This is a genomic window from Shewanella sp. 10N.261.52.F9 (assembly GCF_041471165.1).
Classification (GTDB): Bacteria; Pseudomonadota; Gammaproteobacteria; order Enterobacterales; family Shewanellaceae; genus Shewanella; species Shewanella marinintestina.
Map to the genome: position 1 here is coordinate 398020 of NZ_JBFRNX010000013.1, position 25073 is coordinate 423092.

Below are 25073 nucleotides of genomic sequence, written 5' to 3' on the forward strand. Positions count from 1 at the left end.
CGACAAAAAAGTAGCAAGGTAACTTGAGGAACTTATCTGGCGAGTAACGTTGTGCAAACCCGCTCACCAGCAAGCAGCAAAGTGGCTTAGGTTTACTTTGCAACGATGAAAAAAGGAGCGTTAAGTGTCCGTTTTCAAAACCTTGGGGATCATCACCGCCCTTGTCCTTTATTCAGTCGGCAGTTTTGCTGCTGAATCTGAGTTCGAGAGCAATGAGTTACCCATAACACTACAAACACTTCTCGAGAGTTCAGGCCGTAGCAATGTCATTAACCTTGTGCAGGCCGGTGTGTTAAACCAAGCGACGCTAAGTCAGATGGGTGAAGGCAATATCACCGAATTACTTCAAATAGGCAGTAATAACCAAGCTGAAATCATCCAACTTGGCCAAGACAATGAAGTAGAACTCTTACAGTCTGGTGCAAATAACCAAGCTTTTATTACCCAGATTGGCGATGACAATTTAGTACAAATTAATCAACTGGGAAGTGCCAGTTTTTCAATTGAACAAATTGCAGATGGTGCTGCAATGACAATTACTCAATATTAAACAGGGAGAGTCATATGAGATCACAAACAACTAAAACAATGATTGCGCTGGCGATTACAGCAAGCCTAGGCATTAGCAGTAGCGCTTTAGCAGATTCAAGTAATACTGCAGAAATCACTCAAACGACAGCAGCTTCAGGAGCCGTTGTAGGCCAAGATGCGACAGTTCGTCAAACAGGAGATCTAAACGTAGCTAAGGTTGAACAAACTGGCGATGCGCAAGAAACAAACGTGACTCAAGATGGTGTGTGGCAAGAGGCTTACGTAAACTCTGCTGGCGAAGGAAATACAATTGATATAGACCAAACTGAAGACTGGCATATAGCCAATGCAGACATTACAGGTAATGACAATTCAATTACTGTAAACCAAAGCGGATTCTTTAATGAAACTGATATCGATCTCTCTGGTGACGGCAACGAAGCAACAGTAATGCAAGCAGGTGAGCAGAACGGTGCAGTCGTTGAGTTAATCGGTGACGAAAACACGAGCTACGTTGAGCAAGACGGCAACGGTAACTTTGCCACTTTCCGTGTAGAAGGTGATGCTAATGACGGTGATATTACTCAGTATGGTGATAACAACGTGGCAGGTTTTGTGTCATTGGACATCACACCTAACATGGGTAATAACAATGATGTTGAAGTTTATCAAGAAGGTAATGACAACCTAGGTGCGGTTAAAGGTGTTGCAGGCGACAACAACAACTTCATCGTATCCCAAGAAGGTGACGACAACACAGGTTTTGTCTATGAGCTTACTGGCTCAGACAATGAAATTGAAATCGAACAAGTTGGCACAAGTAACACCGCTTATTTAGCGCTTGCGACTGGTGATGATAACGACATCGAAATAGAACAAGATGGGTTATCTAATACTATCGGCGATACACTGATCGCTGAAATTCAAGGTAGCGACAACATGATTCGTATCGAACAAGATGGCGATAATAATGGTGCGGAATTCCAAGTTTTTGGTGACGAAAATAGTCTAGTTCTAGACCAAGAAGGAACTGGCAACTTTGCTACCATAGGTCAATATGGTGACGATAATGATGTTTCAATCATGTCTGACGGTGATGACAACCAAGCCGTCGCTTTCACAGAATTAGATGATAACGGCATCGAAATTGCGCAAGAAGGTAATGAAAACTTCGGTTACGCTGATGTACTTGGTTTCGGTAATGACGTTGATATTGAGCAAGATGGCGATCAAAACGAAGCGTTAGTTTCGGTTGTTGGTTTCGATAATACTGAAGTAGAAATGACTCAAGAGGGTGATCTTAACCTTATCGACCTGATTATTGTCGGCGACGAGAATATCGCTACTATCGCTCAAACAGGTAACGGAAACTGGGTAGGTGGTGAAAGTGTTGAAGCCTTTGAAGTCAACGGTGTAGATAACAGCCTAAACATCGCGCAAACAGGCAACGATAACTTAGTTATGGGTTCACAATCAGGCTCTGGTAATGTTATTAGCGTTACTCAAACCGGTGATTTCAATACCGCTACAGTGATGCAAAATTAAGAGTTAACTCAAAGAGTCACTACCAAAAAAGGGAGCTTAAGCTCCCTTTCTTTTTACTTATCTGATGCGCTAGTTTTATTAACTCTCCAATCTTAGCTGAAGAGCTAAAGCTCTAGGAACACAACTCAAACTGACTTTGGTACGTCTGCGCCCAACGCAATAGTTCAACTCGGTTACGAGATTGGGTTTTTCTAAAAATAGAAGATATATGCGCCTTTACTGTATGTTCACTAATGCAAAGCTGATGGGCAATTTCTTTATTACGCGCACCGCTTGAAACCAATTGAATAATCGTTCTTTCTCGCCCCGTTAGCATTTGCAACATCACAACCGTATCTTGTAATGCCTCACCGCCACTATCTAACCGCTTGACCAAATGATTAAACATCTCGCTCAGTAATAATCTGTCATACCAAAGTTCATTGGCTACCATTTTACGCAAACCATTTAATAGCAAGTCCATGCCCTGATCTGCGTACAATAAGCCTTTTATACCAAGTAGCATTGCAGCTTTGGGGTCTAGCGTACCCCGCTCAACTTGATATAGAGCGATTGGAAACTGTGAAACTAGCCGCGCCGCAACTAAGGGGATCCCTTTACTATCAAGTGCAGTGCCTTTCTGGGCAACCAAATAAAAGCGATTACACTCTTTGGCCATAACCAAATCTGATGGCTTCTTGATCACTCGGGTTTTTAGCCCTATTGATTCAGCCAAAATAGCTAAATGACAAGGTGATGCAACCTGATGAATAAACACTAACTCATCGATTTTACTCATTGAATTCTCTCCATGAATTTGACCGAGACAAACAGAGATAGACATAAAGACACTCTTCCTTAGTATCTATGACTGTAAAACGGCAATAAGCTTGCAACATTAATATAACATTGCGAAGTGAATAGCTACATAAAGCGACCTTCACAACCAATTTATCCGCAAATAAATTAATACTCGGTAGAAAGGACTGGATAATGAATACAAAATAAAACTTATTGGTAGTAAAAAAGAAGGGTGGAACCCGCCCTTCTCATGGTGCAGATAACGATAATACTAACTTAAGCTGGTGACCAATATCCCATGGCAACGCCTTTATCAACCAGTTCAGATACAGCTAACTCAATGGCTTGCAATACGCAAAACTGCACGGGTTCGTTGGTGGTAAACCCGACTTCAGCCTCAGCTAACCGATTCAAACTAGTGAATCGAATTAGTCCAGCACGCATCTCTTGGGAAAAAACTCGCTTAGTTGTTGATACCGACATCATCACTTTCCCTGTATGCACATCAACGGCGCGTAAATAGATAGTGACTTGGTCTTCACGGTACAGCTCTGAGGCACCGATCCCGTAATACTCAACACCTGCTCCGCCTGTGCTAATGTTAGTTTCATAGCTAATAATTCCGCCCTCTAAAAGCAGGCGAGCATTGGTTAGTTGCGGTACTTCTTCTTTACTGGTTTTTGCTGGCTGCTTCTTAGTAATCTTGCGCTCCGTCAGTAAGTTTTGTAGTCCCTCCCTTTCTACCGGTGTAAACCATTTAGAATCGAGTAAGGTTTGCACTAGCATCGAAGTCGCGCCTTGGGTGACGGCTGTAGAAAAAGAGCTTACATTCTGTTGGGGTTTGTACTGGCCTGTTTGATCTCTAAACGAGTACACGGCGACTGGGATTGGATATTTAGGTCCAGGTTTCGCCATTAACGCCTGCATGGTTTCGCTAGTGGGATTAAGTTTTGCTTGGCTAATATTTAGCTCTGGCTTAGGAATTAGACTACAAGCCGACAAGCCGATAACGGTCATAATAGTGAGAATATATTTCATCGGTTAGCCCCCATATGTCGGCATTTCGATAACAGTCACTTCACCGGTCAATAGGTTAGTAATGGTCAACATTACTCCACCACCAATGGATGCGACTTCAATTCTAAAATCCCCAGTATCATAAGTGCCGTCGGTGATCTCTCCACTCGCCACGCCACGTGTAATCGTGTTCATAATGTTTCGCTCTAGCGACTCTTTAAAGCGGCTAACAAAATCTTTCTCTTCAGAACTAGCAGTATGGTCGTTTTGAGCATTAGCTTTATTTAGCAAATAAGAGCCATTTAGCGCTGAACCGCCAAAACTGGGGTTAATAGGGGTGTAAACCAGTTCGGTTGCATGGCTAGATCCAGCAAAGAGTAGCCCAGCAACAATTAACATCCTGTTATTCATTGTAGTTATCCTAATATCCGTCAGAACTATCGGCTAACTCACCAGTAATGGCATTCGCCCTAACACGTGCTAAGTGATCAATAGTGAGTAAAATCGCTTGCTCTGCTCTTTCTTTTATCGGGCTAGCTCTACGCCCAAAGTGAGTCTTGTAAATCGTAATGCCATTAACTTCAAGCGTAAGCAAGGTGCCAGCTTGAGGAAATACAGTTTCATATAAGGTCACGTTAAACCCTTGTGTAAACGGTAAATCACGCCAATAGCTTGAATAGTAAAAACTGAAATCTTTACCAAAACGGGTGAGGGTTCTATCAATAACTAAACCACTAATTTCAATATCAGCATCTTGCGCACTAATAGGCAGAGAGCAGCAAAAAACCAGTAACAATATTGAAATTCTTGCGCGCATATCCAATACAACCCTAGAGTAGATTTCTAGTCTAAATGTTAGATAGCCAGTACTAACCAAGGCCTCAACATTTCTCGACTTTCTACCCTAACAGCTATCGGATTAGTTTTGACGAATGAGCAAAGAGGTTTAAGCCCAAACAATCAAACATGGAAAAAAGGCGTAATACTTTTGGGTATAATTATGTTCACAATAAATTAGCGCTTTGACTGCTTTTATTGAAATACAGGTATAAAAAAGCCCAGCTAATTAGCTGGGCTTTCATGTTCAGTTAAATCCTATTACCATTTACGGCTCAATGGATCTAGAACGGGATATCGTCGTCCCAGCCATCATCCAAGTCAGGAGTGAAGTTCTGCTGTGGCTGCGGAGCTGGGCGCTGTTGTGGCGCTTGCTGCGGAGCTGGAGCAGCTTGTGACTTAGGCGCATAACCACCTTGTTGAGGTGCTTGCTGCTGCGGTTGTGACTGCTGCTGATAACCACTTTGTTGAGCTGGAGCTTGTGGCTTCGGCTGATAGCTGTTTTGTTGTGGTTGCTGTTGTTGCTGTGAGCCGTAGCCACCGCCTTGTTGCTGTTGCTGACCACCATAGTTCTGGTTGCCACCTTGCGATGGAGCACCCGCATTCTGGTTACGGCTACCTAGCATTTGCATGCTACCACTTTGATCGACAACCACTTCAGTGCTGTAACGATCTTGACCACTTTGGTCTTTCCATTTACGAGTCTGTAGTTTGCCTTCTAGGTAAACTTGAGAGCCTTTACGTAAATACTCACCAGTGATTTCAGCTAGTTTGCCGAACATCACAACACGGTGCCATTCAGTACGCTCTTGCTGTTGACCTTGCTGGTCTTTCCAAGACTCACTTGTCGCCACGGTAATGTTGGCTACGGCATTGCCATTAGGCATGTAACGTACTTCAGGATCTTGTCCTAAATTACCGACCAAAATTACTTTATTGACACCACGACTAGCCATTGAAATCTCCTGGAACGTATATTAAATTTTCACTAATCGACAGAGCGTAACACAGCTCTGGCTTCTCTCAAATCGAAATGGTCATCTACTTTTAAATAAGCGACCTTTTCCTCAAGTACAACTATCGCCTCAGACACACCTGCTAATGCCGACAACTCAGTTGCCATGGTCACTGCGCTCTGTTTATCGGTAACATTCGCCTCTAATGTGTAACTCTTCAAAAGCACTGGATTTTTCATACCAAAGGTCAATAAAAACCAAATAACCATCAAGCCTAAAGCAACGGCAAAAACCCCAGATGCCCCCAGTAATTCATAGGCACCACCACCTAATAAACCACCACAAAAGGCACCTAAAAATTGGCTGGTAGAATAAACACCCATTGCCGAGCCTTTATCACCAACGGGACAGAACTTGGCGATCAAACTTGGTAACGAAGCTTCTAGGTAATTAAATCCGGTAAAAAACAGCACTACAGCAATGCTCAAAACCACCAGGTTATCGGCAAACATCGCCATTGAACCAAGGGCGGCCATCATAATCAGCAAAGCAACTTGAAACATACCTTTAGTATTATTGCGCTTAACCCCAATAATAATCAGTGGCACCATTAAAAAGAACGCGCCCATAAAGGCCGGAAAATACAGCATCCAGTGCTCTTCTTTAGCAAGACCGGCATCGACTAAATCCAGCGGCAAGGCGACAAAAACTGCAGTCAAGACTAAGTGCAGGATGAAAATACCCGCATCAAGTCTAAATAACTGTGGATCCATTAACATGCGCTTAAGCTTTTCTGGCGCAGCGACGGTATCACCTTTTGGTGCTTGCGATATTGGGTTAGGCACTAAGACTTGCACAATTATCATGCCTAGCAAAGCAAGGCCTGCCGTCATAAAAAACAGTCCAGACAATCCGAGGTGCTGCGCTACAATGGGACCTACTAGCAGTGATAAGGCAAATGAAAAACCGATACACATACCGATAATCGCCATCACTTTAGTGCGTTGTTCATCACGGGTTAAGTCTGCAGCAAGTGCTAGCACAGCAGCGGCAATCGCCCCCATACCTTGTAAAGCACGGCCAGCGACTACGCCATAAATAGTTTCAGCATTAGCGGCAACTAAACTACCTAATGCAAAGATTAATAATCCGGCTAAGATGATAGGCTTACGGCCAAATTTGTCAGATAAAATCCCCATTGGGATTTGAAGAACCGCTTGCGTTAAACCATACGCGCCAATAGCAATACCAACCCACAAAGGTGAAAAACCTTCGAGGTGTTGGCCGTATAGTGCAAACACAGGCATGATCATAAACAAGCCCATCATGCGCAAGCCAAATACACTGGCTAAAGAAAATGCGACTTTTTTCTCAGTCTTGGAAAGTCCTTGGTTGGCCATGCCCCCGCCCTGATCTGTGAACTTGAAATAGGCCGCGGAGTTTATCACGAAGTTTTTCATAGCCCAAAAGTAAAAACTGAAGATGTATACTTGAACCATGTTTTAAGTGACTGGTTCTCAAAGCCCCGATATCAAGGGGATTACCGCAGTTAACGTGGCAAAATCTTAGTTCTCTCCTACAATTGTTAGCCAGTCTTGGCTATTTACATAGCCAAATTTGTGAGATACTTAACCACTTTTTTCGGCTTTGAGATCTGAACGCTAGATGGAAAATATTGAAGTACGTGGTGCTCGTACCCACAATCTTAAAAACATCAACCTGACCATTCCCCGCGACAAACTTATCGTGATCACGGGACTTTCGGGTTCAGGCAAATCTTCTCTAGCGTTTGATACGTTATATGCAGAAGGCCAACGACGTTATGTTGAGTCTTTATCTGCTTATGCGCGTCAATTCTTGAGTTTGATGGAAAAGCCAGATGTTGATCATATTGAAGGTTTGAGCCCTGCAATTTCTATCGAACAAAAATCAACATCTCATAACCCGCGTTCAACCGTGGGAACCATTACTGAAATCTACGATTATTTACGTCTGTTGTTTGCCCGCGTGGGTGAACCTCGCTGTCCAACTCATGGAGAGCCCTTAGCCGCGCAAACCGTAAGCCAGATGGTCGATAAGGTACTTGAACTGCCAGAAGACAGCCGTCAAATGCTGCTCGCTCCAGTTGTTAATAATCGCAAAGGCGAACACGTTAAGCTATTAGAAAGCTTATCAGCACAAGGTTATATTCGCGCCCGTATCGACGGAGAGGTCTGCGACTTAACCGATCCGCCAGAGCTAGACCTACACGTAAAGCACACCATTGAAGTGGTTGTTGACCGATTTAAAGTGCGTGGAGATATAAAGCAGCGCCTAGCAGAGTCATTTGAAACTGCGTTAGAGCTTTCCGGTGGTATCGCCAAAATTGCCAGCATGGATCCAACTGAAGGCAAAGCAAAAGCTGAAGAACAAGTATTTTCGGCTAACTTTGCCTGCCCAGTTTGTGGCTACTCAATGGCAGAACTTGAGCCACGCATTTTCTCGTTTAACAATCCTGCCGGCGCTTGCCAAACCTGTGATGGTTTAGGTGTACAGCAATTCTTTGACCCTGAACGAGTCATTACGAATACTGAACTTTCATTAGCCGGTGGCGCCATTCGTGGTTGGGATAGACGTAATTTCTATTACTTCCAAATGCTGACTTCACTTGCTGACCACTACAAGTTTGATATTGAAAAACCATTTGAGCAGCTAAGCGATGAAGTACGTAAAATCGTACTTTATGGCTCTGGTAAACAAAGCATCGCCTTTAAATACATTAATGACCGTGGCGATGTCGTTGTTAGAAATCACCCATTCGAGGGCATTCTAAACAACATGGACCGCCGTTATCGCGAAACTGAGTCCAATGCAGTACGTGATGAGCTGACTAAGTTTATTAATACTCAGTCTTGCCAAAGCTGTGGCGGTTCACGCCTACGTGAAGAAGCACGTAACGTGTTTATTGAAGAGCTCAATCTTCCTGTTTTGACTCAGTGGTCTATTGGCGAAGCCATGGATTACTTCGACAAACTAGAGCTAACCGGTCAACGCGCGCAAATTGCCGATAAAATCCTTAAAGAGGTACGCGACCGCTTAGGTTTCTTAGTCAACGTTGGCTTAAATTACTTAAGCCTTTCACGTTCAGCTGATACGTTATCAGGCGGTGAAGCGCAACGTATTCGTCTTGCCAGCCAAATTGGTGCCGGCCTTGTGGGTGTGATGTACGTGCTAGATGAACCATCAATAGGTCTACATCAACGTGACAACGAGCGCTTACTGCAAACTCTTATCCACCTGCGCGACTTAGGCAACACTGTAATAGTGGTTGAGCACGATGAAGATGCTATTCGCATGGCAGATCACGTGATTGATATCGGCCCAGGTGCCGGCGTGCACGGTGGCCAAGTGATTGGTGAAGGTACACTGCAAGACTTACTTAACTGCAAAGAGTCCATCACAGGTCAGTACCTGTCTGGTGAAAAGCAAATTCATATCAAGACTGAACGTACTGAGTATGATCCAACTAAGCTAATCGAGCTATTTGGCGCTTCAGGTAACAATCTTCAAGATGTTGATTTGCAAATTCCTGTTGGCTTATTCACTTGCATTACAGGTGTTTCTGGATCAGGTAAATCAACACTGATTAACGATACTTTCTATAAGATTGCACATATGCAACTTAACGGTGCGACCGTTGATGAGCCTTCGCCTTATAAGAAAGTGGTTGGTATGGATCATTGCGATAAAGTAGTCGATATCGACCAAAGCCCAATTGGCCGCACACCTCGCTCAAACCCTGCTACCTATACAGGTATTTTCACGCCAATCCGTGAGCTATTTGCAGCAACACAAGAATCACGTACGCGTGGTTATCAGCCAGGTCGCTTCTCATTCAACGTTAAAGGTGGTCGCTGTGAGGCTTGCCAAGGCGATGGTTTGATCAAGGTTGAGATGCATTTCTTACCCGACGTGTATGTACCTTGTGACAGCTGTAAAGGTCAGCGATATAACCGCGAAACCTTAGATGTACGCTTTAAAGGCAAGAACATTCACGAAGTGCTGCAGATGACTGTTGAAGAAGCACGTCCGTTCTTTGAAGCTATTCCTGCCGTTGCCCGTAAACTGCAAACCTTAATGGATGTAGGTTTGTCTTATATTCGTTTAGGGCAAAGTGCTACCACTTTATCTGGTGGTGAGGCGCAGCGAGTGAAGTTAGCTAAAGAGCTTTCTAAACGTGATACGGGTAAGACACTGTATATTCTAGATGAGCCAACAACCGGTCTACACTTTGCTGATATTCAGCTGCTGCTAGATGTATTGCACCGCCTTAAGTCTCACGGCAACACTATTGTTGTTATTGAGCATAACCTTGATGTAATTAAAACTGCTGACTGGATTATCGATCTTGGTCCAGAGGGTGGCTCTGGCGGCGGCACAATTTTGGTTGCAGGCACGCCTGAAGAGGTTGCAGAGCATACTGAGTCGCATACAGCGCGTTTTTTAAAACCTCTTTTAGGCAAGTAATTAGAGTTTAAAAAACAAAATGCATTTTAGTAATATTTTATTAAGTTTAGGCCTTGTGTTATCACTTGGCCTACTGCTCACCGCCGTCATCGACCCGCTAATTGGCAATTGTTCTATTCATAAAGCTCGAGTGATAAGTAGTGCTGCCGAATCAAGCACTATTGCGCTATCCAATGGCACTGTTGCTCGAGTTGATGTCGGTAACCTAAAAGAACAGTCTCTGATCAAAGTAGGAGCTAAACGCCGGCTTTTCTCTCGGGTTAAGGTTTATAAAGTTAAAGCAACCGATCTCCCTCAAACCACAAAAAACACCATGCAGGTGAGTAAAATATTGTCGCCATTTCAGTCCTAACCCGTTAACTTAAAAAAGTTAAAACTATTTAAGTTAACGACAAAGGGCAAAATGGATGCTGCGCACACTGCTATTGATAGCCACCTCAATAATACTGACCTCATGTGCTTCTTCCCCAAGTTGCAATAAACACCCCACGCTAACTTGGGCGAATACCACAAGTATCGACGCCGATATACGTCAGCTAACCAGAGCGGAAATGGCAGGTCGCAAAACCGGAACAGCCGGAGCGGCATTAACTCGATCCTATCTAGAAAAGCGTTTTAAGCAAATAGGAATTCAGCCTTGGCAAGGCCAATATCAACATCCATTTAATTATCGTAGCGGCTTTAGCGACAAACTAGGGATCAATATGATTGGGGTAGTACCAAGCACTACTGATAGCAACCGATGGCGTATTGTCATTGCCCATTATGACCATTTAGGCGGACAAGGAAAACGCTATTACCCCGGCGCAGATGACAACGCATCGGGTGTGGCGGGTTTACTACAATTAGCTGAGCGCGCAACAAAGCAAAGCAGTGAAGTAAACTTGCTATTTGTCGCCACCGACGCCGAAGAACCAGGCCTCTATGGTGGCTATGCATTAGCTGAACAATTAGGCATAAACAGCACAGTACCACAGATTGCTCAGATTGAATTGGCCATAAATCTCGATATGATTGGTCGTCCTAATCGCCATAAAGCTATCTATATTGAAGGATCGAGACGTTTTAAGAAGTTTGCCGCAATACGCAAGCAAATTACCCAAGAAAACCAGCTTTGTATTCGAACCCAACAGCCAAAAACATTCGATGGTTCAGTCATTGCAACCGACTTTTTGCGCGCCTCCGATCACTACCCTATGCATAAGGTAGGGATTGCCTGGCTTTACTTTGGCGTCCCCGTTCACCGTGACTATCACCAAAAAACAGATACAGTAGATAAAATAGATATCAACTTTATTGCCGCAGTTAGCGAATCAGCCTATCAACTGCTAAAAATAGACAGCTTACTGCTACAAAATTATCACTAACGTGAACAATGACTTACTTTTTTAACATCGTAAGCCCTTAATTGGCCTGCTATTTGCTTTAAAACTCAAGTAATTTTGAGGATTAATTGGTATTACCAATTGTAAGCTGCTATACTAGTCGGCTTACTGATACGTTTTCGGTGCGGGAAGTCGACACGGGGTTGATTTTCTGTCTATTACACTTAAGCACATACTTTTGTGCTCTGCTATTCCACAAGGCTACAACCCATGTCATCCAATGAAAAAACTTTCCGCGAACTCGGTCTTGCCGAGCCTTTGTTGCGTGCTCTTGACGAGTTAGGTTACGAAAAACCAACTCCAATTCAGGCAGCAAGTATCGAGCCTCTAATGGCTGGTAAAGATATTTTAGGTCAAGCGCAAACTGGTACAGGTAAAACTGGTGCTTTTGCACTACCTCTACTAAACAGCATTGATCCAACTACCAATGCTCCACAAATCCTAGTACTAGCGCCAACACGTGAACTTGCAGTTCAAGTTGCTGAAGCGTTTGGTAGCTACGCAAAATTCATGAAAGGTCTACACGTTCTGCCAATTTACGGCGGACAAAGCATGCACCAGCAGTTAAATGCATTGCGTCGTGGTCCTCAAATCATCGTTGGTACTCCAGGCCGTGTTATGGACCATATGCGTCGTGGCACACTTAAGCTTGATACGCTTAAAGCTATGGTTTTGGACGAAGCTGATGAAATGTTGAAAATGGGCTTCATCGATGATATCGAATGGATCCTAGAACACACGCCTAAGTCTCGCCAATTAGCACTATTTTCTGCAACGATGCCAGAGCAGATTAAGCGTGTTGCTAACAAATACCTAAATGAACCACAGCATGTAAGCATCGCTGCGACTCATACAACGGTTGAAACAATTGAGCAGCGTTTTGTTCAAGTATCACAGCACAACAAACTAGAAGCACTTGTACGTGTTCTAGAAGTAGAGAAGACTGAAGGTATCATTATCTTCGTTCGTACTCGTAACAGCTGTGTTGAACTAGCTGAAAAGTTAGAAGCTCGTGGCTATGCGTCTTCACCACTACACGGTGATATGAACCAGCAAGCGCGTGAGCGTGCAGTTGACCAACTTAAGCGTGGCCAACTAGACATCATCATCGCAACTGACGTTGCGGCGCGTGGTCTTGACGTTGAGCGTATTGGACACGTAGTTAACTACGATATCCCATATGACACTGAAGCTTATGTTCACCGTATTGGCCGTACAGGTCGTGCTGGTCGTTCAGGTATGGCGATTCTTTTCGTTACACACCGTGAAATGCGTATGCTACGCACTATTGAACGTGCAACTAAGAGCCGCATTTCACCAATGGACGTACCAAGTCCAGAGACAGTGACTGAACGCCGTCTTTCTCGTCTAGGCGAGCAAGTTGCTGAAATCATTTCTCAAGATCTTGAGTTCATGAAGGGTGCTGTGGCAACTCTTTGTCAAGAGCTAGAAGTTGATACTGATATGCTTGCTGCAGCACTACTGCACCAAGTTCAGAAAGATCGTCCACTGCAATTACCTGCAATGAACGAACGTCAACGTGATAGCCGTGATGACCGTAACTCTCGTGACCGTAATGATCGCAACGACCGTGGCCCACGTGATCGCAGCGACCGTCCACGTCGTGAGTCTCGTCCAACACCTGCAAACTTAGGTGCTGCTGATTCTCTTAAGGATAATCCAGACGTTAAGATGTGCCGTTACATCATCGATGTAGGTCGTGACAATGGCGTTGGTGTAGGTAACATCGTTGGTGCAGTCGCTAACGAAGCAAACATCGACAGCCGTTACATTGGTCAAATCCAGTTATTCGACCAAGTAACCGCAATTGACTTGCCAGATGGCATGCCAAAAGAAGTTCTACAGCACCTTAAGAAAGTACGTGTTTGTGGCCGTCCACTAAACATCCGTGAAGCTGCTGGCGAAACTTTTGCTAATACTTCTGGTGGCGATAGCCGTCCACCACGTCGACCACGTAACGACCGTCGCCCAGCAAGTGGTGAGCGTAGTGATCGTCGTCCTTCTGGTGATAGAAAGCCGCACCGTAAAGGTCCAAAAGACGCTGAATAAGTCTTAATGTTAGGAACTGCAGTTCCATAACAAAACCTAAAAAGGAGCCTAGTGGCTCCTTTTTTGTTATTAACATATCAGGAAAATAGTGATAAAGCCTAAAACGTAGTTCTTTTGGCTGATAGATGATTAAATTTATTCCCCTTATAGTAATGATTGTTATTTAACCAAGGAAAGGTTTATGAAAACATTACTCACTATGTTCATTGCAGTATCACTAACATTACTACTCTCCCCATCAAGCCAAGCTAATTCATTAGAGCCTTGCGCAACCAAACAATGTAAAGAATATTTTGATGCTTATAAAATCTATACTCGCAGAGGACACTCAGAGGCAATGGCAACGTTGGCAGAGCTCTATTTTGCAGGTTATGGAACTGCACAAAATACAAAATTAGCTTTGAAGTGGTTTCGCCGAGCAGCGAAATTCGGCAGTGCAAGTTCACAATACAAAGCTGCTGTGATCTATTTAAGAGAGCCGGAATATTTGGATGTCGATAAAGGGATTAACTACCTAGAGAAGTCTGCAAAAAAGGGCTTTCCAGCAGCCTCTTATATGCTTGGGAAAATCTATTACGGTAGCTCTATTGCAGAAGCCGATCATGAACTGGCGGACAAATACTTAAGCCAAGCTTTCACTGAGGGGTACCCTAGAACTCAGGGCTTTATTCAACAATTAATAGAAATTGATGGCCTAAGTAAACTTCCTCAACTGACTCAGATGTATCAAAACTCATTAATTAAAACGGACACAAGTACCACCAAATTCCCGACCGGTGAAATGGAAACCATAGAAGTTACAGCACCGGATATAACGGCCTATTTCAATACACAGCTCGCACGATTAAATAACTCTATACCCGATACCTCTAGCGGCACTGGCAGCAAAATTGCGGGCAGAACTTGTGCCGACATGTGGGGTTGCAGTGGCGAGTATGATGAACAAAAACAAAGGGACTTTTCATTTAGTGATTGGGGAAAAATCGCAGCTATTTTTTATCCTTAGTACAATAACTAGGAAGATTAGTTGACTACACCAATACATATGCTCGATTGAAACACAGACACTTTGTCAGCTCTTGGGTGAGATAAATATTACAGAAAAAGTACAAATTGCATTAATTAGCTTTTCCTGATAAAAAATATTAATAGCATTAGACGCTCACTATATGACCCACATAAGTGATTGATTAATGTCGAACGATGCTGTTTACGGAGCCAATTTGATATGGAGTTCAAATGAGAAACTTATTGCTAGCCTTGTCTATTGTCGTGACAAGCACTTTACCAACCTTTGCATCAGCTTCTACAACGTTAGAACCGTGTATGGAGTCTCAATGTGTTGAATACTTTAAAGCGTATAAAATACTCACAAAACGTGGCCATTCTGAAGCAATGGCGACCTTAGGTGAACTTTATTACGCCGGTTACGGTACGGAAAAAAATACTAAGCAGGCATTAAAATGGTTTCGGCGGGCAGCTAAGTTTGGTGTCACAACGGCACAATACAAAGCAGGTATTCTCTATCTACAACAATCTGATTTTCAGGATATAGATAAAGGAATCTCACTTCTTAAGAAAGCATCTAAGATAGATTTTTCTCCCGCATCACTCGCATTAGGCAAAGTCTATCTCAATGGCGGCTTTGTCGTTCAAAATCTTCCGCAAGCTGATAAATGGCTATCAAATGCTTTTAACCTCAATAACCAGCAAGCAATCCAACTAGCCCATCAACTCAAAGCTTCAGAGAATACTGAAGACCTCGCACTACCTATATTGTATGCTCTAGTCGATGAGCAACAAGCGACAAAGGTTAGTGCAGGCTCACTTGCGCCAGTCAATGAAATGGAAACCATCACCATTACTGCACCACAATACACCGAGTATTTTGATGCAGAGATTGCTCGACTGAATAAATCAATTCCTGATACCTCTAGCGGTACAGGCTCGAAAATTAAAGGTATGACATGTGCTAAGTCTTGGGGGTGCAGTACCGAGCAAGATAGCGATAGGATCCGCGATGTACTTTTATCTGATTGGGGACTAGAAACCTTACAGTTTCGTCTAGAGTAACTCACTATAAAAAAGGAGCCTAACGGCTCCTTTTTTATATATACAAACACACTAACTCTAAATCACAGTAGCTTGTTTCATCGCTCTATGCTTTTGCCAAATAGGCGATAACTGCACAACAATTACTGACGCTATAATCAATACAATTCCGCTAAAGGATAACGGATCAATAATCGCCCCTTTGATTAAGTCGCTCCACCAACCCAAGCTCACCACAATCGCAGTTAAGGTAAAGCTAATCACTGGAGTCAATGCCAACATCGCACTTACCTGTCCCGTAGGCCAATACTTCATTGACTGACCAAAGCAGCCATACGCAATCAAGGTATTAATCGCACAAAAAATAGCAATAGCCCACTCATTTTGATCCATTGAGGCAAACTGACTCAAATCGCTAAAAGGTGCCATGGCAAAAATACCAAACAAATAGATGAACAGCAGGATGTTATTTGGAGACAATCGTTTAATCATCGATTTTTGGATTAGCGCGTAACTTGCCCAAGATAAAACGGAAAACTGAACAATCAACACACCTTTCCATACATCTGAGGGCCCAGCAGAAAAGCCTAGATAAGGATGAAAGAACATCAACATACCTAACGCTAACGTCGCAAAGCAGCTTAGCTGTATCGCATTAAGCTTTTCTTTAAAAAATAACATGCCACCGAAAGCTAAAAAGAACGGCGCGGTTTGAAAGTTTAACTGAGCAGAACCGGGCGCTAAATACTGCAAAGAATAAACAAAAGACACATAGTTAAAAATTAAAAACATCCCTGCTAAGGTCAACTTAATCCAAGACGTTTTATCTAAGTCTTTAAACTGCTTAATGCTGCCACTAAGGCATTGGATGGCAAAACTCACCACTAACGCGACTAAAAATCGAAACCAAGTTAAGGTAACTGGATCGATAAACATCCCCGATAGTTTAAGTGCGATGGGTAATAGCCCCCAAAAAAGTACTGCAACTGAAATAAAGATAAATCCGAGTTTGAACTCGGCACGCTGAGTAAGCGTATCCATGGTAGGTGGCTCATTGAAGATATAACAAGATCGCAGATAGTGCCTGAATCAGCTGCCTTGGTCTAGAGAGCTAGTCGATTCTTTTATATAAAGTCTGCTGCGCGGTGATATCAGCCTGCAGCGACACTAGACATGACTCACAAATACAAGTAGTTCCGTTCAATTTAGCCAATTTATCGCTTTCCAAAACTTGTGCTAATAAGCGCTTATCTGGAAATGTTTGTTTACTGCACCAGCACTGTTCAATGCTATTGCCGACTCTCGCGCCACAAAGATTAAATCCTTGGCATAAAGGGCAAAGCTTTGTTTTATCCGTCATTGACAACCTCAAATTCTTAACGGTCTGCGGGGTGGTTACCCCCTCAATACACGCTACGTTTATCGCAAACTGTTCTGTATTGGAACGCCCCTGATGGTGCGCATATATCTCGCAGGCTCGGCAAAAGCAATGCTTCGCCGTTAAGGTGTTAAATTGGTAGAGAGAAAGCTTATCCGCCCCTTTCTAACACTTAATACCTTCAAGTGATACAAAGGCTACCACAGCACCTCTTCTGCGGCACATCGTTCAATCACAACGACGTAACTAAACCAAGCCTTTGGGTAAGCTCAACGCTAATTGGACAGCGCCACAATAACAACTGGCTTTATGAGTATGTTGCACTTCATTCTCCCCACAGCAGCAATCACTATTCTTACTAAAAATGTCATCAAAAAATAAAAAGGGGCGTAATCACGCGCCCTTAAATACACCCTAACAAATAATATTGATTACTGTGCTTTATTAGGATTATTTGGATAAGCCTTACTACCGAGAACAGCCTGTCCAGCAACACTCTGACCATAGTAACCTTGGTGTTGATGGTATTGCTGTTTAAGCTTAGTTATATCACCTTTAAAACGCGGGTCTTGTGGGCGTTCTTGCGAATTAATATAAGCCGCCACATCCCAAGCTTGTTGATTAGTTAACTGAATGCTCTTACCAAAAGGCATATTCTCATAAATGAAATAAGCAGCAGTATTCACTCTATGCATGCCTGCCCCCCAGTTAAAGCTTTGAGGTCCCCATAATGGTGGTAAAGAATAGACTCCCGCAGTTTCATAACCTTGACCATCGACATTATGGCAAGACTGACAATGAGCTTGATAAACCTCTTTACCACGCTCAGGTGAGTAAGCTTGATCAGGTTCAGGAATTTTAGGATAGGCTTTACCCGGCAATTTAGCACGCTGCTCTAGCGTCATCGCCGCTTTCACAGCCGCAGGCATAGCAAAGTCATCACGCTTACCACCTTTTAGTAGCTCATCATCACTAAGCGCTGGCACGGGCGATGAAACACCGACTTGGTCCATTAAACCACTCATGCCCAGCCAATAAGAGTAGGCAGACAAAGCCACGAGCTCTTCACTACCAGACGCCGGCGGCTTACCATTCATCGAATAGGTAAAACAGCCCTGAAGGCGCTCTTGATAACTATTAACTTTATCGTTTTTCTTACGATACGCAGGGTAGGCAAAATAGGCGGCCCATAATGGCGCAGCATTAGCTTTACGGCCCGCATCCATATGGCAATTTGAACAATTTAGATTATTGCCAACGTATTTATCTCGCATCTGCTGCGAGTTAACAAACAATTGATATCCCCGACGCACTTTGTCACCAAATTCCCCCTCAGGAATAGTGCTCAATGGTCGAGGCTGCAAATAAGTCTGCCCCTCTTTTTTCGCGCTGGCATCAAGCTCGGCTTGTTTGTCAGGCAAGGTTTCAGCTTTAGACGTAAAACTGGCAACAATAAGCAGCAAACTAATGTGAGTCAATTTCATGGTTAGCTCCCTATTTTATAGTCGAAAAGTACTGTGCTAATGCTTCAATTTCAGCAGCGGTCAACTTGCCTGCAATAGTGCCCATGACAGCATCTTGATCACCGCCTCTAGTGCCTTGTTGCCAGGCAATTAATTGGTTTTTAATATACGACGCTTGTTGACCAGCTAAACGAGGGAAATCACCAACACCAAGACCAGATGGACCGTGGCAAGTCACACAAGCCGGGATCATTCGTTCCCAGTCACCTTGATATACCAACTGCTCTGTCGGATCCGTATAACTGACCTTCTCACCTCTTAAATGCGGCGTAACAACAGGAACATCCTGCGCGGAAAAGTAGTCTGCAACTTCTTTGATTGCTGGTCCTTGCAGTGTCATAGCCATTGGCGCCATGGTGACATTTTGTCGTTTACCCGTTTGAAAAAGCTTCACTTGCTGAGCAATATAGTCAGAGCTGAGGCCAGCGAGTCTAGGTCCTAGAGGCTCGACACCTTGGCCTTGTGGACCATGACAACTGCCACACAATACTGCAGATGGCGGCATAGCGGCATAGGTTGACCCGCTAGATATCAGCAGAGCCAATATTATTAATTTGCGTTTCATTGTTTGACCTCACTTTTTGAGATAGCACTATTACCTTGAGCATAAAAATAAGCATGAATAAGATAAATTTAGGAGAAATTAACTTCATAAGCCAGTGCTCTGCACTCAAGTCTCGCCTTGCATGATGCGAAAGGGTCCTCTTTTGAACACTCCATAATCACAACGCCATTACCGCCAAGTTGCTGCACCTTATACTTAAGAGCACCAACCACTTTAGAATAAGAAGGCGCTGGACTATTAAGTGTTTGGCAGTATGACGCGCTTACATCTCCAAGCATCTGAGAGTCATAGTTATACACTTCTTCTGCGGAGTATTCGATGACCTTGCTGATTTCATAGGAATCCACCACGTAATCAGGTGTCAAATTTGTATTAAACCTGACTCCTTGGCACGCTGTAAGACCTATTACAGTGACAAAAATAATAAAACATTTTAATTGATTATCCATAATCTACTCTGTCCCAAAAAACCTCAACACAAACAACCGTATCAACTAGTCACTATAGGCTCAACTAAATGTAAACTTTATATATCGTGACTTTAGTTTTATTTGCACGGCAAATAAGCATAAAAAAACCAACAGCTCAAAAAACTGTTGGTTTTAATTACGAACACTATCTATAAAATTACTTGCCTGGGCGTACACCTAATGTATGACAAATGGCATACGTAAGTTCAGCGCGGTTAAGGGTATAGAAGTGAAAATCTTTTACGCCTTCACGAGACAACACTTTAACCATATCAATAGCCACGTTGGCGCCGACCATCTGACGGGTAGTAGGGTCATCTTCTAGCCCTTCAAACTGACGATGTAACCAGCTTGGAATAGACACGTTAGTCATAGCGGCAAAACGCTTAGTCTGATTGAAATTAGTGACAGGTAAAATACCCGGTACAATTTCTGCGTCAATGCCTGCCGCCGCACAACGGTCACGAAAACGTAAGTATGACTCTACATCAAAGAAAAACTGAGTAATGGCTCGATTAGCACCCGCATCAATTTTTTTCTTCAGATGAATAAGGTCTGCCTGTGCATTGCTCGCATCAGGGTGCACCTCGGGGTAAGCAGCCACAGAAATATCAAAATCAGCAACAGAGCGAAGTAGGCGCACAAGATCATTAGCAAAGCGTGTTGGCTTAGGGCTACCATCCGGTAAATCACCGCGTAATGCTACTATGTCACGAATACCGCTATTCCAGTAATGCTTAGCTAACTCTTTTAATTCTTCATCACTTGCGTCAACCAATGTAAGGTGCGGCGCAGCTAATAAGTTGGTCTCGTTTTGAATACGCTCAATCACGCTATGAGTTCTATCACGAACTCCTGAGTTAGCACCGTAAGTAACTGAGACAAACTTTGGGTTAAGCGGCTCCAAGCGACGAATCGAGTTCCAAAGCAAAGTTTCCATCTCTGGAGTTGAAGGCGGGAAAAATTCAAAAGAAACGTTAATGTCACCATTTAGCTCAGATAAGCTCTGGTTTAGTGACGTAGCATGTTGTGCGTGATGAAAACCCATTTCTACATTCCTCAACTTCAGCATTAGATTTTTGTTAGATAGACGTTTGGACGTCTATATGTCCATATACTAGAGAAACTGAGATTGAAGTCAAGCCTAAAAAGCAGGCAAATGAGTTTTTTTCCTAAAACAATCCTTTCCGATAAATAAGCCAATAAAAAAGGACTCAAATGAGTCCTTTTTTATTGATTAACATGAAAATTATTCTTGTAGCAGATCGCGGCAAATATGCGCGAGGTCAGATTGCACCGCAGCTGCAGTCACTAACCGCCCTGCACCTGGCCCCCTGATAATCAACGGATTTTCTTGATAGAACTCGCTGCGAATAACAAATACATTGTCGCCAGGAGTGAGGTTGGCATATGGGTGACTATTATCAACCCACTGGATCCCTACCCCCGCTTTCAACTTACCATCCACTTTATCTAGAGACGCCACATACCTAAGGACTTTATCTTGTTCTGCAGCAGTCACAAACTGCTGTAGCATATCGTCATCAAGCTCATTAATGCGTGTTAAGAACTGTTCTAATGACAGTTCAGCCAAAGCCGCTGGCACGAGCGATTTAAGTTCAATATCTTCTAGCTCAATTTCAAAACCAATTTCACGCGCTAAGATAAGAAGCTTACGCTGCATATCTCGGCCCGATAAATCATCGCGAGGATCGGGCTCAGTGATCCCCAAGCCCTTGGCTTCAAGTACTAGCTCTGAGAATGGCTTTTTGGCATCAAAGTTTTCAAACAACCAGCAAAGCGTGCCAGAGAAAATACCACCAACAGCTTCGATACTGTCGCCACTATTATGCAAATCATTCAGCGCATGCTGTACTGGCAGGCCAGCACCACAACTAGCGTTATAGCGCCAAAATAAACGGCGATTATCTAATTGTTGCTTTAGCTCTAAATAAAACGGCAATGGACCGGATCCCGCTAACTTATTAGCACTTACCACATGAATACCACGAGCAAAAAACTCTGGATATTGCAAGGTCAAGTCGGCACTTGCACTAATGTCGAGCGCTATAACTTCATCACATTCAAGCTGATGTAATTCTTCAAATAGGCTGTCGTACTGCCAAGATTTAGCATCGTTTTCAAATACAGACTTCCAAGTATCAAGTTCAATCCCGTCATCGCTAATGAGGGCCTTTTTTGAACTCAGTAAACCAACCAGTTCAACGCTAGCTTCTAACTCTTTATTTAACGCAGCCTGAGCATTAGCAAACAATTCAACCCAAGCCTCGCCAATATTACCCACACCGAGCAGTAATACACCGATACGTTTCCGCGGACCCGCACAACGACGATGCACTTTTTGAGTCAGTAAATTAACTTGGCTTTGTGGCACTAACGTCACAAGACTCATTCCGTCATTAAATAACGGTCTAGCATTGCGGCTCAGTAGACGAGCAAACCCACGGCGATAAAGGTTAGCATCAGCACTAACTAACGCGACAAGTCCGAGATTGTCAGTAACTTTAATGTCACTTACACCTAGCGCTTCAGCATTGGTTTCCAATAGCGCTAGAACCTGTTTTTGGTTTTCTAGCGTTACGGTAAACTCAACACGCTGTTGACCAAGCTCCCAATGCGCAAGCGGACTGAGCCCAGCCTCTTCTAGCAAGGCTATAAACTGTTTAAAATCGCTATTTAGCTGCAGGTTAAACAACGCCACGCTATTTAGGTTCGTCACTACCGGTGCACTCGCTGACGAGCTTTTAGGTGCAATTAAAGTAAAGTCAGTATGAGAAGCATAACTGGAACGAACCGCTAGGCTCACTTTAGTATCAAACAGCGGCTGTAAAGTACGATTATGCAGGACTGGCGAGCCTAAATGCGCCAAACGATTAGCTTCAGCTAACGACAAGCTGCTTAGTAGTTTAGCGTCATTAATTTTATTAGGATCGGCGTTAAATACACCTTCAACGTCGGTCCATATTGTCACACGCTCAATATCAGCCAAACTAGCGATTAACGTTGCGCTAAAATCTGAACCATTGCGCCCAAGCAGCAAGGTATCGCCACGCTCATTGGCGCAGATAAATCCGGTAATGATTAAACGCTCATTAGGGTGTGCTTCAATCAATGCTTGCACTCTAGCACGTGACTCTTGCAGACGAATTTGCGGCACAGCGGCTTCATCAGCAATTAATAATGTGCGCGCATCAACGTCTGATGCCGCAACACCAGATTCGCGTAATAACGCCGCTAACAGACGTGCTGACCAACGCTCACCAAAGCTAACCACTTGGCTACTTTGGTAATCATTAATCTGCCCTAAAGACAACAAGCTAATAAGTTGCGATTGGTCTGTCGATAAGCGCTCGCGTAATGAACGCGCTTGCTCATTCGATAGCAATTGCTCGATCAAGTTTTGCTGGAAGCTAATAAGCGTTTGCAGCTCCTCTTGCCACAACTGTTTAGTTGAGCTTAACTCAAGCAACTTATATAAAAAGTTAGTGCTTTTACCCGCAGCAGACACCACAACCAAGTCATCGCTATGGCCGTGCGTCAGTAAGATATGAGCAACGCGACGGTAACAATCTGCATCAGCCAGACTAGAGCCACCAAATTTATGTAAGTGACAGCGTGCCATCGTATACCCCTTTAATTAACAAGCAGCCGCAGCATTTAGCGCAGCTTCAATATCAGCAACAAGATCGTCAGCATCTTCGATACCAACAGAAAGACGGATCAGCGTATCTTTAACCCCTGCTTCAGCACGAGCCTCTGGCTCCATCGCTCTGTGGGTCATGGTTGCCGGCACAGCCACTAAGCTTTCCACGCCACCTAAGCTTTCTGCAACTGAAAAATAATTAAGATTTTTTAAGAATGCCACTAACTCTGGCTCGCCACCTTCAAGCTCAAAGCTCAACATAGCGCCAAAACCTTTTTGCTGTTTTGCAGCAATCTTGTGACCAGGGTGATCTTTAAGCCCTGGATAATAAATCTTTGATACCGCTTTATGGTTGACAAGAGTATCAAGAATTCGCTGCGCATTCGCCTGATGTTCACGAATTCGCACTGCAAGTGTGCGAATTCCGCGCAAAGTGAGATAGCTGTCAAATGCAGAGCCGGTTAAGCCCAAAGTATTTGACCACCAATGCAGCAATTCACCGACTTCAAGGTCTTTTGCAACTACGGCCCCGCCAACGACATCGCTGTGGCCGTTAATGTATTTAGTGGTGGAGTGAATAACGATATCAGCACCCAGTAAAAGAGGTTGCTGTAAGATTGGCGAAAGAAAAGTGTTATCAACCACCACAAGTGCGCCCACTTCATGACTTGCAGCACTGATGGCCTCGATATCAACCACCCGCAGTAGAGGGTTTGATGGTGTCTCTAACCAAACCATCTTAGGTTTTTGTGCAATGGCTTGATTCAGAGCTTTCGAGTCAGTTTGATCTACGACTATCAACTTAAACTGGCCTTTTTTGGCAAGATTAGTAAATAAACGGTAACTGCCACCGTAACAGTCGTGTGGGACAATAATAAGATCATCCGGGCCGAGTAAACTAGTAGCTAAAGTAATGGCAGCCATTCCGGTACAAGTCACCACTCCTGTTGCACCTTTTTCCAGTTCTGCAATTGCATCACCTAAAATTGAACGGGTTGGATTGCCTGAGCGGCTATAGTCAAAATCTCGTGGGTTTTTATGCCCATCAAAAGAGTAGTTAGTAGATAGATAAATAGGCGGAACAACGGCACCATGTTGGCTATCGGACTCAATGCCTTGACGCACTGCCGCAGTGGCGAGTTTACGCTCAGTCATGTACTACTCCTTTTAATGCTAATTTTCTTATTAGAGATGTCTGGACGTCTAAATGTACCGAAGCCATACCTCGCCGTCAACCACTTTAGACGTTTAGACGTCCATGCATATAGAAATCTATTTGCAATTGTCATAAATAAGAGGCAATAATTTGACTGCACAATTTAAAGGGTTAAAATCTGCCCCGAATTTTGAAATAACAGGTGAGTCAATGACTGAGTGGAATGGCGATTATATCAGCCCATATGCTGAACACGGCAAAAAGAATGAACAAGTAAAAAAAATTACTGTGTCCATTCCTTTGAAAGTACTTAAAGTGCTTACCGATGAACGCACCCGCCGCCAAGTGAATAACTTGCGTCACGCCACGAATAGCGAACTGTTATGCGAAGCATTCTTGCATGCGTATACAGGCCAGCCACTACCAAACGATGCAGATCTTACCAAAGATAAACCTGACAGCATGCCTGCAGAAGTGAAGCGTTTGATGGATGAGATGGGCATTGAGTGGGAAGAACTTGAATAATCTTCATCGATTATCCAAATATACTTTCTAGATAAGGACTGCTAAGCAGTCCTTATCTGTTTTTGACATCTGCACAATCTTAAGAATCATTCCACTTTAGCCATTTGCGACTG

Annotated in this window: 23 protein-coding genes; 9 read left to right on the forward strand and 14 right to left on the reverse strand. The window is 43.6% G+C overall.

Annotated features, from left to right (window positions below; translation table 11 throughout):
• Positions 1 to 124: 124 nt before the first annotated feature.
• Together AB4298_RS10720 and AB4298_RS10725 are read left to right on the forward strand one after the other, a co-directional pair.
• On the forward strand, positions 125 to 550 hold the full coding sequence (locus AB4298_RS10720) for a curlin repeat-containing protein (RefSeq protein WP_371986694.1): 426 nt from the start codon (positions 125 to 127) through the stop codon (positions 548 to 550).
• A 14-nt stretch (positions 551 to 564) separates the two neighbouring features.
• Positions 565 to 2076 carry a curlin gene (locus AB4298_RS10725; protein WP_371986695.1) on the forward strand — a complete coding sequence of 504 codons (1512 nt, stop codon included), beginning with the start codon at positions 565 to 567 and terminating at the stop codon, positions 2074 to 2076.
• Between the two features lie 112 nt (positions 2077 to 2188).
• Here the strand turns inward: AB4298_RS10725 and AB4298_RS10730 are convergent, their stop codons facing one another.
• The 6 genes from AB4298_RS10730 to AB4298_RS10755 all read right to left on the reverse strand — a co-directional run bounded on the left by AB4298_RS10730 (position 2189) and on the right by AB4298_RS10755 (position 7066).
• Positions 2189 to 2854, reverse strand: a complete 666-nt coding sequence (locus AB4298_RS10730; protein WP_371986696.1) for a response regulator transcription factor — start codon at positions 2852 to 2854, stop codon at positions 2189 to 2191.
• 278 nt (positions 2855 to 3132) lie between these two features.
• On the reverse strand, positions 3133 to 3894 hold the full coding sequence (locus AB4298_RS10735) for a CsgG/HfaB family protein (RefSeq protein ID WP_371986698.1): 762 nt from the start codon (positions 3892 to 3894) through the stop codon (positions 3133 to 3135).
• A 3-nt stretch (positions 3895 to 3897) separates the two neighbouring features.
• On the reverse strand, positions 3898 to 4284 hold the full coding sequence (locus AB4298_RS10740; protein ID WP_248998132.1) for a curli assembly protein CsgF: 387 nt from the start codon (positions 4282 to 4284) through the stop codon (positions 3898 to 3900).
• Between the two features lie 10 nt (positions 4285 to 4294).
• On the reverse strand, positions 4295 to 4690 hold the full coding sequence (locus AB4298_RS10745; RefSeq protein WP_248998131.1) for a curli production assembly/transport protein CsgE: 396 nt from the start codon (positions 4688 to 4690) through the stop codon (positions 4295 to 4297).
• A 304-nt stretch (positions 4691 to 4994) separates the two neighbouring features.
• Positions 4995 to 5666: a single-stranded DNA-binding protein gene (locus AB4298_RS10750; protein ID WP_371986699.1), complete on the reverse strand. Its 672-nt coding sequence runs from the start codon at positions 5664 to 5666 to the stop codon at positions 4995 to 4997.
• Positions 5667 to 5698: 32 nt separating this feature from the next.
• Complete coding sequence (locus AB4298_RS10755) at positions 5699 to 7066, reverse strand: MFS transporter (RefSeq protein WP_371986700.1); 1368 nt, start codon at positions 7064 to 7066, stop codon at positions 5699 to 5701.
• A gap of 265 nt (positions 7067 to 7331) precedes the next feature.
• Between AB4298_RS10755 and uvrA the strand changes: the two genes are divergently transcribed.
• The 6 genes from uvrA to AB4298_RS10785 all read left to right on the forward strand — a co-directional run bounded on the left by uvrA (position 7332) and on the right by AB4298_RS10785 (position 15700).
• Positions 7332 to 10172: an excinuclease ABC subunit UvrA gene (gene uvrA, locus AB4298_RS10760; protein WP_371986701.1), complete on the forward strand. Its 2841-nt coding sequence runs from the start codon at positions 7332 to 7334 to the stop codon at positions 10170 to 10172.
• A gap of 19 nt (positions 10173 to 10191) precedes the next feature.
• A complete protein-coding gene (locus AB4298_RS10765; RefSeq protein ID WP_248998127.1) occupies positions 10192 to 10524 on the forward strand; it encodes a hypothetical protein in 333 nt (110 codons plus the stop codon).
• A 55-nt stretch (positions 10525 to 10579) separates the two neighbouring features.
• Entirely contained in the window at positions 10580 to 11539 is a 960-nt protein-coding gene (locus AB4298_RS10770) for a M28 family peptidase (protein WP_248998126.1), read from the forward strand.
• Positions 11540 to 11767: 228 nt separating this feature from the next.
• Positions 11768 to 13627, forward strand: coding sequence for a DEAD/DEAH box helicase (locus AB4298_RS10775; RefSeq protein ID WP_248998125.1), 1860 nt, complete (start codon positions 11768 to 11770; stop codon positions 13625 to 13627).
• Positions 13628 to 13808: 181 nt separating this feature from the next.
• Positions 13809 to 14633 carry a tetratricopeptide repeat protein gene (locus tag AB4298_RS10780; RefSeq protein ID WP_371986702.1) on the forward strand — a complete coding sequence of 275 codons (825 nt, stop codon included), beginning with the start codon at positions 13809 to 13811 and terminating at the stop codon, positions 14631 to 14633.
• A 233-nt stretch (positions 14634 to 14866) separates the two neighbouring features.
• Positions 14867 to 15700 carry a tetratricopeptide repeat protein gene (locus tag AB4298_RS10785; protein ID WP_248998123.1) on the forward strand — a complete coding sequence of 278 codons (834 nt, stop codon included), beginning with the start codon at positions 14867 to 14869 and terminating at the stop codon, positions 15698 to 15700.
• A gap of 57 nt (positions 15701 to 15757) precedes the next feature.
• Here the strand turns inward: AB4298_RS10785 and AB4298_RS10790 are convergent, their stop codons facing one another.
• From AB4298_RS10790 to metB, 8 genes are all read right to left on the reverse strand, one after another.
• Positions 15758 to 16720: a DMT family transporter gene (locus AB4298_RS10790; RefSeq protein ID WP_371986703.1), complete on the reverse strand. Its 963-nt coding sequence runs from the start codon at positions 16718 to 16720 to the stop codon at positions 15758 to 15760.
• Between the two features lie 70 nt (positions 16721 to 16790).
• Positions 16791 to 17039, reverse strand: a complete 249-nt coding sequence (locus AB4298_RS10795; RefSeq protein WP_248998121.1) for a cysteine-rich CWC family protein — start codon at positions 17037 to 17039, stop codon at positions 16791 to 16793.
• Positions 17040 to 17488: 449 nt separating this feature from the next.
• Complete coding sequence (locus AB4298_RS10800) at positions 17489 to 18541, reverse strand: c-type cytochrome (protein WP_371986704.1); 1053 nt, start codon at positions 18539 to 18541, stop codon at positions 17489 to 17491.
• A gap of 10 nt (positions 18542 to 18551) precedes the next feature.
• Positions 18552 to 19145 (reverse strand): c-type cytochrome, encoded by a 594-nt coding sequence (locus AB4298_RS10805; RefSeq protein WP_371986705.1) that lies wholly within the window; start codon positions 19143 to 19145, stop codon positions 18552 to 18554.
• Positions 19146 to 19213: 68 nt separating this feature from the next.
• Complete coding sequence (locus AB4298_RS10810) at positions 19214 to 19594, reverse strand: hypothetical protein (protein ID WP_248998118.1); 381 nt, start codon at positions 19592 to 19594, stop codon at positions 19214 to 19216.
• A 178-nt stretch (positions 19595 to 19772) separates the two neighbouring features.
• Positions 19773 to 20663, reverse strand: coding sequence for a methylenetetrahydrofolate reductase (gene metF / locus AB4298_RS10815; protein WP_248998117.1), 891 nt, complete (start codon positions 20661 to 20663; stop codon positions 19773 to 19775).
• A gap of 201 nt (positions 20664 to 20864) precedes the next feature.
• Positions 20865 to 23258 carry a bifunctional aspartate kinase/homoserine dehydrogenase II gene (gene metL / locus AB4298_RS10820; protein WP_371986706.1) on the reverse strand — a complete coding sequence of 798 codons (2394 nt, stop codon included), beginning with the start codon at positions 23256 to 23258 and terminating at the stop codon, positions 20865 to 20867.
• Between the two features lie 15 nt (positions 23259 to 23273).
• Positions 23274 to 24434: a cystathionine gamma-synthase gene (gene metB, locus AB4298_RS10825; RefSeq protein WP_371986707.1), complete on the reverse strand. Its 1161-nt coding sequence runs from the start codon at positions 24432 to 24434 to the stop codon at positions 23274 to 23276.
• 211 nt (positions 24435 to 24645) lie between these two features.
• On the opposite strand from metB, the gene metJ reads away from it, so the two are divergent.
• Positions 24646 to 24960, forward strand: a complete 315-nt coding sequence (gene metJ / locus AB4298_RS10830) for a met regulon transcriptional regulator MetJ (protein WP_012153825.1) — start codon at positions 24646 to 24648, stop codon at positions 24958 to 24960.
• Positions 24961 to 25073 lie beyond the last annotated feature (113 nt).

Excerpts from the sequence above, each read along its gene's own strand:
- AB4298_RS10725 (WP_371986695.1), top strand. The coding sequence starts at position 565 with ATGAGATCACAAACAACTAAAACAATGATTGCGCTGGCGATTACAGCA.
- AB4298_RS10730 (WP_371986696.1), bottom strand. The coding sequence starts at position 2,854 with ATGAGTAAAATCGATGAGTTAGTGTTTATTCATCAGGTTGCATCACCT.
- AB4298_RS10735 (WP_371986698.1), bottom strand. The coding sequence starts at position 3,894 with ATGAAATATATTCTCACTATTATGACCGTTATCGGCTTGTCGGCTTGT.
- AB4298_RS10740 (WP_248998132.1), bottom strand. The coding sequence starts at position 4,284 with ATGAATAACAGGATGTTAATTGTTGCTGGGCTACTCTTTGCTGGATCT.
- AB4298_RS10745 (WP_248998131.1), bottom strand. The coding sequence starts at position 4,690 with ATGCGCGCAAGAATTTCAATATTGTTACTGGTTTTTTGCTGCTCTCTG.
- AB4298_RS10750 (WP_371986699.1), bottom strand. The coding sequence starts at position 5,666 with ATGGCTAGTCGTGGTGTCAATAAAGTAATTTTGGTCGGTAATTTAGGA.
- AB4298_RS10755 (WP_371986700.1), bottom strand. The coding sequence starts at position 7,066 with ATGGCCAACCAAGGACTTTCCAAGACTGAGAAAAAAGTCGCATTTTCT.
- uvrA (WP_371986701.1), top strand. The coding sequence starts at position 7,332 with ATGGAAAATATTGAAGTACGTGGTGCTCGTACCCACAATCTTAAAAAC.
- AB4298_RS10765 (WP_248998127.1), top strand. The coding sequence starts at position 10,192 with ATGCATTTTAGTAATATTTTATTAAGTTTAGGCCTTGTGTTATCACTT.
- AB4298_RS10770 (WP_248998126.1), top strand. The coding sequence starts at position 10,580 with ATGCTGCGCACACTGCTATTGATAGCCACCTCAATAATACTGACCTCA.
- AB4298_RS10775 (WP_248998125.1), top strand. The coding sequence starts at position 11,768 with ATGTCATCCAATGAAAAAACTTTCCGCGAACTCGGTCTTGCCGAGCCT.
- AB4298_RS10780 (WP_371986702.1), top strand. The coding sequence starts at position 13,809 with ATGAAAACATTACTCACTATGTTCATTGCAGTATCACTAACATTACTA.
- AB4298_RS10785 (WP_248998123.1), top strand. The coding sequence starts at position 14,867 with ATGAGAAACTTATTGCTAGCCTTGTCTATTGTCGTGACAAGCACTTTA.
- AB4298_RS10790 (WP_371986703.1), bottom strand. The coding sequence starts at position 16,720 with ATGGATACGCTTACTCAGCGTGCCGAGTTCAAACTCGGATTTATCTTT.
- AB4298_RS10795 (WP_248998121.1), bottom strand. The coding sequence starts at position 17,039 with ATGACGGATAAAACAAAGCTTTGCCCTTTATGCCAAGGATTTAATCTT.
- AB4298_RS10800 (WP_371986704.1), bottom strand. The coding sequence starts at position 18,541 with ATGAAATTGACTCACATTAGTTTGCTGCTTATTGTTGCCAGTTTTACG.
- AB4298_RS10805 (WP_371986705.1), bottom strand. The coding sequence starts at position 19,145 with ATGAAACGCAAATTAATAATATTGGCTCTGCTGATATCTAGCGGGTCA.
- AB4298_RS10810 (WP_248998118.1), bottom strand. The coding sequence starts at position 19,594 with ATGGATAATCAATTAAAATGTTTTATTATTTTTGTCACTGTAATAGGT.
- metF (WP_248998117.1), bottom strand. The coding sequence starts at position 20,663 with ATGGGTTTTCATCACGCACAACATGCTACGTCACTAAACCAGAGCTTA.
- metL (WP_371986706.1), bottom strand. The coding sequence starts at position 23,258 with ATGGCACGCTGTCACTTACATAAATTTGGTGGCTCTAGTCTGGCTGAT.
- metB (WP_371986707.1), bottom strand. The coding sequence starts at position 24,434 with ATGACTGAGCGTAAACTCGCCACTGCGGCAGTGCGTCAAGGCATTGAG.
- metJ (WP_012153825.1), top strand. The coding sequence starts at position 24,646 with ATGACTGAGTGGAATGGCGATTATATCAGCCCATATGCTGAACACGGC.